The sequence below is a fragment of the Carnobacterium sp. FSL E2-0243 genome (genome assembly GCF_038003605.1).
In the GTDB taxonomy this organism is placed as follows: domain Bacteria; phylum Bacillota; class Bacilli; order Lactobacillales; family Carnobacteriaceae; genus Carnobacterium; species Carnobacterium maltaromaticum.
Genome location: NZ_JBBOPM010000001.1, coordinates 2852205 through 2864333, shown reverse-complemented (window position 1 = coordinate 2864333; position 12129 = coordinate 2852205). Strand labels below are relative to the sequence as shown.

Sequence of the window (12129 nt, the reverse complement as noted above, 5' to 3'; positions counted from 1 at the left end):
AGATGGGAGGAGGAGTATCAATGAGTATAAAAACAGTTTTGGTGATTGAAGATGACCCGGCAATTTCTAATTTTATGACAGCTATTTTAACTGGAAATGATTATAAAGTCTTGACTGCTGATACTGGAAAACTGGGAATTAGTATGTGTGCTACATGGTCACCAGACGTGGTGATTTTAGATTTAGGTTTACCAGATATTGATGGTATTGAGGTGTTGCAAACAATTCGAGGCTGGTCTGAAATTCCAATTTTGATTGTTTCTGCTCGTGGGAATGAAGTCGAGAAAGTGTCGGCTTTAGACGAAGGTGCTGATGATTATATTACTAAACCTTTTGGAACTTCTGAATTATTGGCAAGAATTCGAACGGCTTTACGTCATTCAACAAAAAAAGATTCAGAAAATAGTCAATTAATTAACGGTGAGTTAACTATTGATTTTGAAAAAAGACAAGTTGAAATTGCTGGAGAAAAAATTCATTTAACACCAAATGAGTACAAAATTATTCAATTATTGGCAATCAATATTGGAAAAGTCTTAACTCATGACTTTATTTCTAAACATGTCTGGGGACCTTATGTTTCAGAAAATCAAGCATTACGTGTGAATATGTCCAATATCCGTCGAAAAATAGAGGTAAATCCAGCAGAACCACATTTTATTTTAACTGAAATAGGGATTGGGTATCGGATGGTAGAATTAACTTAGTCTGGAAAATGACTTTATTCAACTTAAAATAAATCAAAAGCTTGAAAAATTATCAGGCTTTTTTTTTAATTTTTTGCTATAATAAATAAAGAAAAGTCTTTATTATAAGGGAGTTGGCTTGATGCCAAAAGAAATACAGCTAAGTTTAATTCTTTTACTTGGTTATTTAGTAGGAACAATTAATGGTGGCTATTTATTAGTTAAATTTCGGAAAAAACAAGATATTAGGGAACAATTTTCAGGTAATGCGGGGGCTCGTAATGTCTATCGTGTGATGGGGAAATATGGCTTTATTGGCACGATACTTATCGATGGATTGAAAACGATTGGAATATATTTAGTGATAAACTATTATTTTCCTGATTGGACGATGGCCAAAATCATTGTTTTTATAGGTGTCTTTTTAGGACACTGTTTTCCAGTCTTTTTAGGTTTTCGTGGGGGAATGGGTGTTGTCGTATACTTAGCATCGACTTTATTAATACTTCCATTCGCTATCGTTATTCTAGTAGCAGTCACTTTGCTTGTCTACGCTATTTTTAGAAATAAGACACTGGCGGGATTGCTAGGAATGGCTTGCATTCCAGTGACTAGTTTTTATAGTCCTCTATCTATTAGTTGGACGTATTACTTTGCGGGGATTTTATTAGCTATTTTAGCTTTTTATGTGATTCCTAGAAATAAGAAAAAAGAAGGAACTGATTTTGTTGAATAAATCAGTTCCTTTTTTTGTTGAAAAAAACATTATGAAAATCTTCACACTTTCTTTATTTAAACTGACTTAAAAATAGAGTAGAATTGAAAAGAAAATAGCATATTTAATTTTATTCGATGAGTGGGGGAAAGGCAATGAAGAAAAAAATACGGACGATACTAGCCCTAATGCTACTGTTAATCTGTGTAGGAGCTGTTGGATTTTTTTCAGCAAAATATAGCACCTCCTTGTTTAATCAACCTGATTCAAAAAATATAAAAAAAGTACTGGCAACCAGTGAAGAAAATAGTAAAGAAAGTTCCAATGAAGCTTCCTCCGAGAGTAGTCAAGAGCCAGGAAATCCAGTAGTTCCAGATACACAGGGAGCAGAAATGATGGCTAACCTAGACGTACCTAATGATGGAAGTCAGTATCCTGAATTAACTCAAGAAATTGAAAAGGCACTAAATAAAGATACTTTTATTGGTTCGGTATTAGTCGTGAAAGATGGCAAAGTTATGCTAAATAAAGGCTATGGATTTGCAGATAAGAGTCAAAATATTGGGAATTCATTTCAATCTTTATTTTACATTGGATCCGTACAGAAAAGTGTCACAGCAGTTGGGATTATGAAACTAGTAGATGAGGGGAAATTAAAGGTTGATGATCCTGTTAGCAACTTCTATCCCAATTTAAAAGGTGGGGCAGGTATCACAGTTCGTCAGTTATTGACACATATGTCTGGTATACAGGGACGGAAAAAACCAACTGTAGCTATGACGCATCAACAAGTTGTGGAGGATATTGTGAATCAAACTGTTTTAAAAGACAGTGGTCAATGGCATTATTCTAATGATAATTACAGCTTGTTAGCGGGGATTATTGAACAGGTTTCAGGAAAAGGATATTCAGAATTTATTCGTGATACGATTCTAGCGCCAGCAGGACTTTCCCATACTGGTTTTTATGATACATTTAATTCAGCTTTATTTCATGCTAATCCCTATCAAAAGGCGAATACAGATCTCTATCAACTGGCTAGCATCTCTGACGCAAGTCTTTCACAAGAATTCGGCGCTGGAAATATGTATATGACACCAGGTGATTTATACAAATTCAATCAAGCCTTGATTACTGGTAAGTTAGTTAGTACTGAGAGTCTCGCGGAGATTCAAACACCTGGAAATTCTAAAAATGGTTATGGTTTTGGAATGTATATGAGCAATGATACGAAATATAGTCATGGTGTTTTAGGTAGCTACAATGTATTAGTTTTAACTTCTTTGGATGCAAAAGATGCTGTTATTATTATGGCTAATGAAAAACCAGAATTTGATATTTTAAAAGTAGCTGGATCGATTTATGAAGCAGCTAAGAAAATGGAGAACTCTTAATTGAGTTCTTTTTTTTGCTTAAAATGTTAATGTAACAAGCTTTTGAAAATTTCATGAAAACTTTTTGCTGAAAATGAAAACTTTTACTTGCATTTTTTCTAAAATAGGAGTAAATTTAGTCGTGGATAAAGAAAGTCTCTAATGGATACGAGATGTATCTTATACGAGTTTCTTTACGAAGCAAACGGAAAAGAGGCGAAATCATGAAACTAACGAAAGGATTAGAACAAGCTGTTTGTATTATTACGTTACTGGCGACACAAGAAAAAGAAATACCAGTTTCTTCATTTATTATCAATCAACGATTGCAAGGCTCACCGACATACATCAAAAAATTGATGCGGAAATTGGTAGTCAACGACTTAGTCAATTCGGTATCAGGAATTAATGGTGGTTTTACATTGGCAAAAAGGCCACAAAATATCACCTTACTAGATATCATTGAAGCGTTGGAGGGACCGATTGTAACCTATCCAAATACAGGATTGATTAATATGGTTTTTCAAGATATGCAACCAGTTGCTACGCAAGGCGATTTAGTGTTGACGGATGTTTTTCAAAAAGCAGATACGTATTATACGAAATACCTTAACCAGCAAACAGTGGAAGATTTAATTCAAGAAACGTTAGGACTTCATGAAATTCCAGTTTTAAATTGGAATGATTTAGCCGAGAAAAAAGGTTTATTACGAAAGGTGTTGAATAATGTCAATGGAAATGATGAAAAATGAATGGAAAAAATTAGTCAATAATAAGATTTTATTAATCTCATTTATTGTAATCCTATTTATTCCAATCCTATACGCAGCGTTCTTCTTAAAATCAGTGTGGGATCCATATGGTAAAACCGGCGAGTTGCCAGTTGCAGTTGTCAATATGGATAAATCAGTTGATTATGAAGGTAAAACATTAGATGTGGGGGATCAGTTGGTCGAGAATTTGAAAAAAAATGAACTCTTAGACTGGCACTTCGTCTCTCAAAAACAAGCAGAACAAGGAATGAAAGATAAAAAATATTATATGGTTGTGACATTGCCAGAGAACTTTTCTAAAAATGCTTCAACACTTTTAGATAAAAATCCTAAAAAAATGAATATTACCTATGAAACAAATGGTTCATTAAATTATATTGGTGAGGTTATTGGTGAAACAGCCGCGAAACAATTACAAAGTGAAGTTTCTGCGAATGTAACCAAAGCTTATGCAGAATCCATTTTTGCTCAAATTGAAAAAGTCGGTGATGGCTTTACACAAGCAGCAGACGGTTCAAAAAAATTGCAAGAGGGTTCTACAAAATTAAACGATGGAAATAAAACCATCACTGAAAACTTACAAAAATTAGCGACAAGTACCATTACATTTAGTGACGGAGCTAATAAATTAGAAGTTGGTTTAGATCAATATACAGATGGTGTAACACAATTGAATGATGGCGCAACGAAATTAAATGACGGTATTGGTCAATTAGCTTCAAATGTTGGTCCATTACAAGCCGGTGTTGGTCAATTAAGTGATGGTTCACAAACACTAGCAAATGGAGTTGGTGCTTATACTGCCGGTGTGTCACAATTAACCGATGGTAGTAATCAACTTGTTGCTAAAAATGATGAGCTAACTGGTGGAGTAAATGAATTAAGTAAAAATCTTGCTATAGCTCAACAAACTGTTGAAAAACTGATATTACCAGGAGTTCAACAAATGAGTAATGGTATAACAGCGTCACCGGAAGACTTGACTAAATTATCTGTTGGTCTAACAACAATAGGAGCTAATATAAATCAGTTAGCATTAGAAGTTAATGATTCTACCAAATCAGATACAATTACAGCAGCAATTACTGCTAATATGAAGGCTATTCAAAGTAGCCTTGAAACAAATGGTGCAGAGTTACAAACATTAGCTGAAAAAGCAACTGAGAATCCAGACAAAGCTCTCAATGCTTTGAAAGCGACAAATGCTTATCAAGGGTTGGACCCAGACGAAAAAATAGAGATAGAAACTGCTTTACAAAATGAATTAAATAAGCAAAAAGATGAGGAATTAGCTTCTATAGCAAGTATAGGAGAAAATACTACTAAAATTGGTGCAAGTTTGCAAGATATCCAAACTCAATTAGGCAATTTAGCTCAATTGTCTGCCGCTTTAAAAACGGGAGTAAATGCTTTAAATGATGGAACTAAAGAGCCTTTAGCTCAAGCTTCTAAAGCCGTTCAAGGTCTTGGAACAGTTAAAGCAGGAATTGATGCACCTGAAAAAGGTTTATTAGCTGGAGTAACTCAATTGAATTCTGGTTTAAAACGTTTATCTGAGGGTAGTGCAACTATTAACACAGGAGTACAACAATATACAAAAGGTGTTTCTCAATTACAATCAGGAGCTAGTCAATTAACAGATAATTCAGGTGCCTTAAATGCAGGTGCTACTGCCTTAAATGGTGGGATTGGTCAAATTTCAGGGAAATTACCAGAATTAATCAGTGGTGTGACACAATTAAATGATGGTTCTAGTCAATTAGCAGCTGGAACAGGTAAATTAACCGAAAATTCTCCTCAATTAAAGGATGGAATCGGTCAATTAGCTAGTGGAGCAACACAAATTCAATCTGGTTCAGGTCAGTTAGCAGATGGTTCTAAAACATTAGGCGATGGACTTGGAACGTTGAATTCAGGAACCAAAGAATTAAGTACGAAATTAGGCGATGGTGCTAAAGAAGTTAATGGCATTAAAGCAACAGATAAAACTTTTGATATGTTAGCAAGTCCAGATAAATTAACTCATAAAGAATTTAGTCATGTGGACAACTATGGCGCTGCACTAGCTCCTTATGTTATGTCACTAGCTTTATATGTTGGTTCACTTGTCTTCAACTTTATTTTCCCAATTCGTAAAATTTCAATGGAAGGTCAATCAAGCCGTGCTTGGTGGTTAAGTAAATTTTCAATTGGTACTGTTGTAGCAATCGCTATGGCCGTAATTGAAGTTGGAATTATGTTAGTACTAGGTTTAAATGTTCAATCTGTTGGACAAATGTTTACAATGGCAATCGTGACTTCACTAGCCTATATGTTTATCATTATGTTCTTAGCAATGACGTTTGATAATCCAGGTCGATTTGTGGCAATGGTACTTCTAATTGTTCAATTAGGTGGTGCTGGTGGAACATTCCCAATGCCATTAACAAATGGATTCTTCAATGCAATTCATCCATTCTTACCAATGTCTCACTCAATCTATGGATTCAGAGAAGCTATTTCTGGTGGATTAGGTCAAGGAACATTTAATCAAAGTGTCTTCATCTTAGTGGCAATTTTTGTAGTCTTTAGTGGTTTATTAATGGTATCAATGAACTGGTTACAAAAAAGACATTTAGATGATGTTTCACAATTAGATAATAATCAAAAATTACAAGCAGTCGAAGAGTAATAAAATAAAAGCAACAGCTAAGCAGAAAATTTTGCTTAGCTGTTGCTTTTTTGTGTACTAAATCTAAGCTTTAAAATTAGTTACTTCAAGTGAATGACTTCCTTACTTTTTCTGGCTCTTAGAGATGAAAAAATAGAAACAACATCAACAACTTCTTGTAAAGCAGCACCTAATAGTGCGGGAATCACGCCAGTACTCGCAATCAGCATCAAAAGGATACAAATAATAATCCCGATTAAAACAGATTGCTTGGCAATCCTCATAGTATCTTTTGAAATTTGAATAGATGTACTAACCTTGCTTAAATCATCCGTTAAGATAACGACATCAGCCGACTCACTAGCAGCGGTTGAACCATGAGCACCCATTGCAATTCCAATATCGGAAACTGCTAGTGAAGGGGCATCGTTGACTCCGTCGCCTACCATAATAACTGGACGAGCATCCTCGGTAATATTTTTCAATACATTAATTTTATCTTCTGGTAAACAATCTGATTTGATATCCACAATTCCAACTTGATTTGCAATCGTAGAGGCAATGTCGTTGTTATCTCCTGTTACCATCATAACGTGCTCTAAGCCTTGTTTTTTTAGTTGAGAAATAGTTTGTTTAGCTTCAGGCCTAACTGTATCTGTAAAGGTAATATAGCCAACATAGTTGTTGTCGATAGTGATAAAGAGGGCAGTTTGATTTAATGGTAGGATTTCTTTGTTAGGAGCGACAAAGGCGTATTTTCCTACCTTGACTATTTTTCCGTTCACTTCACCTTGAATGCCATTTCCAATCGTTTCTTTGCTAGCTGTAACAGGTAATAAGTGTTCTGTTCCGACATGTGCTACAAGTGATTTTGCTAAGATATGACTAGACTGTTGTTCGACACTTGCCGCTAAAATAGCTAACTCTTCTTTAGAAAATGTAGCGGTTGAATGGATGGTATCAACAGCTAAAATACCATTGGTTAAGGTTCCAGTTTTATCAAAAGCAATTGATTTTGCACTTGCTAATTTTTCAATAATTGTTCCTGTTTTGATAATAATTCCATTGCGACTGGACCGGCTCATACCTGAGACCATCGCGATTGGGGCCGCTAAAATAAGTGGACAAGGAGAGGCGACTACCAGTACCTCAGCAAAGCGTTTTGGATCTTTTGACACATACCAAGCAATTCCAGCAATCAAATAAGCAATAATCGTAAAAGGGACAGCGTAACGGTCAGCTAAACGGACAAAATGAGCCGGTTGCTCTTCGGATTCTTTCACTAGGCGAATAATATTTTGAAATTGACTATCCTTAGCTAACTTTTCAACAGTCATTGTGATAGATCCATCTCCATTAATTGTTCCAGACATTAATTTATCCCCAACTTCTTTATTAACAGGCTTTGATTCTCCAGTTAGAGAAGCTTCATCAAATAAAGATTGACCAGCTAAAATGGATCCATCAACTGGCACGACTTCACCGGGTTTAACAACCAAAATATCATTTATTTTAACATCCTCTACTTTGATATCGGTCAGTTTATTGCCTTCTGATTTATGGGCAATTTGAGGAGAATTGTCTAATAGAGCTTTAAGTTCACTACGCGCTTTTTTTGCGGCATAATCCTCAAGTGCATCGCCACCGGTTAACATAATCAGTATAATCAAGCTAGCCCAATACTCTCCGACGGCTAATGTGGCAATAATGGCTGTAATGGCTAAGATATCAACGCCGTAATTTCCGGAACGAATCGTTTTGACCATTCCAACAAACATAGTGCTTGAAACAAAAATTCCTGAAACTGTGATTAAAATTTGTGCGTACAAATCTTGCTTTAAAATAAACTGTAAAATTAGGGCCAATAAGGCAATCCCAAAGGTTAAAAATAATTTCTTTTCATTTTTCATAGTGCACCTCTTTAGTAATTAATTGCTGTAAATGATTTTTATTATAGTCAATAATTTCTATAATAAGCATAGCACTGTTAAGCTAAAATTACTAAAAAATAGGGTTAAATGAGAGTGTTTCTTGATTAGCAAAAAAAAGCCAATTCTAAATGTATAGAATTAGCTTTTTTACCATTCATTTTCTTATTTAACAACAACTACAGGGCAAATAGCATCATGAATTACTTTTTTTGAAACACTACCAACAACCAATCGATCGAAACCTATTCGATTGTGATGACCAATAACAATTAAGTCAATAGCGTGCTCTTTTTCATAATCTAAAATTTTTGTTGCGATAAATCCTTCTAAAATAACAACTTCTACAAGAATATTCTTTTTTTCGACAATTGCTTTTATTTTGGCTAGATAATCACGAGCTTCAGCCAGAAGTTTTGTTTCTAAATTTTCAACAGAATCAACTACAGGAGCACTTAGCTCACTATTAACAACATGTAAAATAGTTATTTTTCCTGTTTCTTTAAATTTTTCAGTTAGCAAAATGGCTTCTTTTAAAGCTGATTTTGATGTTTTATCCAGATCCATAGGTACTAATAAATGCATATAATTTCCTCCAATCTATTCAATTTGTTCCAGATGAGCTTTTCCAATAAATAAAACCAAAGCTCCACAGGCTACTGCAACTGCAGCAAACCAAAATGTGACATGTGGGTTATACCAGTCTGCTAACTTTCCAGCAAGCCAAGGAGCTAAAGCTCCACCAGTAAAACGAATAAAACTGTAGGCCGAAGAAGCAATTGAGCGATCAACAGGTGAAACTTCCATAACAGCTGTCGTGATCAAGGTATTGTTAATCCCCTGAAAAAGTCCCGCAATAATGATACAAATAGAAATAATGGTGCTATTATTTGCCCCAAAACCCATAATCATTAAATCAAGTGCAAATAATAATAAAGCTGCATACATCATATTTTTGGTTCCGAATTTTTCTTGCAACTTAGGTGCTAGAAAAACAGAAGAAATAGCTAAGCAAAGTCCCCAACCAAAGAAAACAAATCCAACTTGCATCGCGCTATAACTTTCCATTCTAAATGGTGAATAAGCCAATAGTGTAAAGAAGCCAAAGTTATAAAATAATGCTGTAATCCCCATAATAAGTAAGCCTTTATGTTTTAATGCACGTAATCCATCCCAAAAAGCTACTTTTTTAGTAGGTTTAGGGATTTTTTCTAATAGAATTGTGACTGAAATAAAGGCGACTGCCATTAAGGTTGCTACACCAAAGAATGGAGCACGCCATGAAATGCTCCCTAATAATCCGCCGAGTAAAGGCCCAACCGACATACCTAACCCCATAGCCGCTTCGTACATAATAATTGATTGTTCGGTTCCTCCAACGCTAACACCAACAATAGCGGATAAAGCTGTTGAAATAAATAAGGCATTACCTAAACCCCAACCAGCACGAAAGCCAACAAGTTCTCCGACTGAATTAGAAAATCCACCTAAAACAGCAAAAATAATGATAATCACAAGTCCATATAAGATTGTTTTTTTTGCACCAATGCGACTTGAAATGTAACCAGAAAAAAGCATGACAATTCCTGTCACTAACATATAACTTGTAAATAATAGCGATGTTTCAGCAGGCGTTGCATGTAATTGTTCTGAAATTGATTTTAAAATAGGATCAACTAAGCCGATTCCCATAAAGGCAATCACACAAGCAAAGGCAACTGCCCAAGCTGGTTTAGGTTGTTTTAACAAACCTTTTAAAATACTTTCCTGTTTTTGGTCAGGCAGTGAATCTAGTTCTTCTACAAAATCTGGCTTTATTTCCAACTTTTTTCCTCTTTTCAACTTAAAAATTTGTTCAAATATCTCGTAAGTTAGTATAAAAGACTTTCACCTGTATGTCAATATTTATATATATAAATATTGACATACAGGTACAGATTTCATAAAAGCGTGGTATACTAGAAAAAGTAGAAAAAACAAATTAGAGGAGGCTATTATGAATTCATTAGGTTATACCTTACTTAGTATGTTAGTCCGTAAACCCTGCTCAGGTTATGAATTAAAAGGCTACTTAGAATTATTTTGGCAAGCCCATCATAGTCAGATTTACCCATTACTCACGAAATTAGAAGCATCAGGTTATGTTGTCTATATTTCAGAAAATGATCCTGTTCACAAAAAAATATATTCAATCACAGATGAAGGAAAAGCTTTTTTACAAGAATGGATTGAAGGAAAGACTGCGAAGCCGATTACGAGAGATGAATTTTTAGGCAAGCTATATGCCGTTTCAATTATTGATTCAAATCGAGTGAAAGAATTGTTTGAAGAGCGGAAAAGCTATTTTCAAAAATTAGCTGAAATTCATAAAAAGACCTTAACTGAAATTGAAACTCAATTTGGTCCAGATTTAGATGGAGAAGGTTGGGAATCTTCTTTTGGGCGCTACCTCATTTGTAAACGTCGTTATGATATGGATCTTTCGGAGTTAGAATGGTGTGAATGGGCAGAAAATTTATATGAGAAAAAATTTAAGTAACGAACTAAAAATTTAGTAAGTCTAGAGCAGCTACTCTAGGATTCTTTTGCTGTGATTCTTGTTGTTTTAGCAACTTAGAAGTCCAGTATGTATCGATCAAAAAGGGACGATGTAATCCTAAAATTTTGGTCTATTCTATTAAATAACGTATACTGTCAGTAAGAATACGGAAATTAGGGGGAGATAGGCATGCTACATCATATTGATATTTATGTGAAAGATTTAGAAAAACAATCTAATTTTTGGAGTTGGTTTTTAGGAGAATTAGGTTACCAAGAATTTCAAAAATGGGAAACAGGAATTAGTTGGAAAAAAGCTGATTTTTATTATGTACTCTCAATTGGAGATCAAGGATTGATTCAAGCTCCTTATCAAAAAGGGGGAATTGGTCTAAATCATATTGCTTTTGGAACAGAAAAACGAGCAACAGTTGATCGTTTGAAAGAGGAAATTCAGGCACATGGTGGCAAAGTTTTATATGTAGAGGACTATCCTTATGCAGGTGGCCCAGACCATTATGCTCTTTATTTTAATGATCCAGAAGGCATGAAAATGGAGTTGGTTGCTACTGAATAAAAATTAATAGACAGTAAGGGCTGAAAAAATATATCTTAATAGATATCCTTTACTAAAAAACCTCTTGGAGCAACTCAGTTTTTAGAACTGGATTGCTTCAAGAGATTTCTATTTTACTCTAATTTAAAATATTTTCCTGATAATACTCATACAATTTATTAATCGACTGACTCATCAAAATAGGTTCAGCATTTTTTATTTCATCCGCCGTCCAATCGAACCAACGTATTGTTAAAAGCTGTTTAATTTCTTCATCAGTAAATCTTTTTTTAATTGCTTTAGCAGGATTGCCCCCAACCATGGTATAAGGTGGAACATCCCCAACAACGATTGAACCCGAAGCCACAATCGCACCTTCACCAATTGTTACACCAGGCATAATCATAGCATTCATTCCAATCCATGCATCACTTTTAATAACCGTATCTCCCTTCGGAGCATAGGATTCTTTGATGTGCCCTGCAAAAGGGTACACCGTAATCCAATCAGGATGATGGTTATGATTCCCACCCATTAAAATAGTGGCACCGCCAGCAATACAGACATAATTTCCAATAATAAGTTTATCCATTTTCCAACCAAAATCTTCGATTGGATTAAATAAATCCTTTGTTTTTTCATCACCCCAAAGATAACGAACACAGCCATCTTCAAAGTTTTGGTTTCCGTAATAGCCAGAATAATATGAACCCTCTCCCACCTCAATCAGTGGATTTGTGATTAGTTCCTTTAATTGTTTCGTATCTGACCAGTTAGTAAATTCTTTCATAGTAATTCCTCGCTTCTAAGTTTAATTGTATTTATAGACTTAGAAGCTGAATACCGTAGCGACATTTCTTAATTTCTTCAATCGACGAACCATTGAGATACCTCCTGTAAATAAAAAGTT

At 34.8% G+C, this 12129-nt stretch carries 11 protein-coding genes; 7 read left to right on the top strand and 4 right to left on the bottom strand.

Annotated elements, in window-relative coordinates; genetic code table 11:
• Positions 1-20 precede the first annotated feature (20 nt).
• The 5 genes from MHI00_RS13605 (at position 21) to MHI00_RS13585 (ending at position 6218) form a co-directional block, all read left to right on the top strand.
• Complete coding sequence (locus MHI00_RS13605; protein ID WP_015075579.1) at positions 21-707, top strand: response regulator; 687 nt, start codon at positions 21-23, stop codon at positions 705-707.
• Between the two features lie 121 nt (positions 708-828).
• The gene (locus tag MHI00_RS13600) at positions 829-1422 is read left to right on the top strand and encodes a glycerol-3-phosphate acyltransferase (RefSeq protein WP_010049930.1); all 594 of its coding nucleotides are present in this window, start codon (positions 829-831) and stop codon (positions 1420-1422) included.
• 134 nt (positions 1423-1556) lie between these two features.
• Positions 1557-2795 (top strand): serine hydrolase domain-containing protein, encoded by a 1239-nt coding sequence (locus tag MHI00_RS13595; protein ID WP_318589061.1) that lies wholly within the window; start codon positions 1557-1559, stop codon positions 2793-2795.
• Between the two features lie 203 nt (positions 2796-2998).
• Positions 2999-3526, top strand: a complete 528-nt coding sequence (locus MHI00_RS13590; RefSeq protein ID WP_010049933.1) for an Rrf2 family transcriptional regulator — start codon at positions 2999-3001, stop codon at positions 3524-3526.
• On the top strand, positions 3501-6218 hold the full coding sequence (locus tag MHI00_RS13585; protein ID WP_341114289.1) for a YhgE/Pip domain-containing protein: 2718 nt from the start codon (positions 3501-3503) through the stop codon (positions 6216-6218). Before MHI00_RS13590 ends, MHI00_RS13585 begins: the two co-directional genes overlap by 26 nt.
• 80 nt (positions 6219-6298) lie before the next feature.
• Here the strand turns inward: MHI00_RS13585 and MHI00_RS13580 are convergent, their stop codons facing one another.
• The 3 genes from MHI00_RS13580 to MHI00_RS13570 all read right to left on the bottom strand — a co-directional run bounded on the left by MHI00_RS13580 (position 6299) and on the right by MHI00_RS13570 (position 9949).
• Positions 6299-8107, bottom strand: coding sequence for a heavy metal translocating P-type ATPase (locus MHI00_RS13580; RefSeq protein WP_341114288.1), 1809 nt, complete (start codon positions 8105-8107; stop codon positions 6299-6301).
• A gap of 183 nt (positions 8108-8290) precedes the next feature.
• Positions 8291-8710, bottom strand: a complete 420-nt coding sequence (locus MHI00_RS13575) for a universal stress protein (RefSeq protein WP_341114286.1) — start codon at positions 8708-8710, stop codon at positions 8291-8293.
• Between the two features lie 15 nt (positions 8711-8725).
• Positions 8726-9949: an MFS transporter gene (locus MHI00_RS13570; protein WP_157454798.1), complete on the bottom strand. Its 1224-nt coding sequence runs from the start codon at positions 9947-9949 to the stop codon at positions 8726-8728.
• Between the two features lie 172 nt (positions 9950-10121).
• Here MHI00_RS13570 and MHI00_RS13565 point away from each other — a divergent pair, with 172 nt between their 5' ends.
• A complete protein-coding gene (locus tag MHI00_RS13565) occupies positions 10122-10664 on the top strand; it encodes a PadR family transcriptional regulator (protein ID WP_015075586.1) in 543 nt (180 codons plus the stop codon).
• 189 nt (positions 10665-10853) lie between these two features.
• The gene (locus MHI00_RS13560) at positions 10854-11240 is read left to right on the top strand and encodes a VOC family protein (protein ID WP_341114283.1); all 387 of its coding nucleotides are present in this window, start codon (positions 10854-10856) and stop codon (positions 11238-11240) included.
• 118 nt (positions 11241-11358) lie between these two features.
• Here MHI00_RS13560 and MHI00_RS13555 read toward each other — a convergent pair whose 3' ends face one another.
• Positions 11359-12009, bottom strand: coding sequence for a CatB-related O-acetyltransferase (locus MHI00_RS13555; protein WP_341114280.1), 651 nt, complete (start codon positions 12007-12009; stop codon positions 11359-11361).
• Positions 12010-12129: the final 120 nt, after the last annotated feature.

Excerpts from the sequence above, each read along its gene's own strand:
- MHI00_RS13605 (WP_015075579.1), top strand. The coding sequence starts at position 21 with ATGAGTATAAAAACAGTTTTGGTGATTGAAGATGACCCGGCAATTTCT.
- MHI00_RS13600 (WP_010049930.1), top strand. The coding sequence starts at position 829 with ATGCCAAAAGAAATACAGCTAAGTTTAATTCTTTTACTTGGTTATTTA.
- MHI00_RS13595 (WP_318589061.1), top strand. The coding sequence starts at position 1,557 with ATGAAGAAAAAAATACGGACGATACTAGCCCTAATGCTACTGTTAATC.
- MHI00_RS13590 (WP_010049933.1), top strand. The coding sequence starts at position 2,999 with ATGAAACTAACGAAAGGATTAGAACAAGCTGTTTGTATTATTACGTTA.
- MHI00_RS13585 (WP_341114289.1), top strand. The coding sequence starts at position 3,501 with ATGTCAATGGAAATGATGAAAAATGAATGGAAAAAATTAGTCAATAAT.
- MHI00_RS13580 (WP_341114288.1), bottom strand. The coding sequence starts at position 8,107 with ATGAAAAATGAAAAGAAATTATTTTTAACCTTTGGGATTGCCTTATTG.
- MHI00_RS13575 (WP_341114286.1), bottom strand. The coding sequence starts at position 8,710 with ATGCATTTATTAGTACCTATGGATCTGGATAAAACATCAAAATCAGCT.
- MHI00_RS13565 (WP_015075586.1), top strand. The coding sequence starts at position 10,122 with ATGAATTCATTAGGTTATACCTTACTTAGTATGTTAGTCCGTAAACCC.
- MHI00_RS13560 (WP_341114283.1), top strand. The coding sequence starts at position 10,854 with ATGCTACATCATATTGATATTTATGTGAAAGATTTAGAAAAACAATCT.
- MHI00_RS13555 (WP_341114280.1), bottom strand. The coding sequence starts at position 12,009 with ATGAAAGAATTTACTAACTGGTCAGATACGAAACAATTAAAGGAACTA.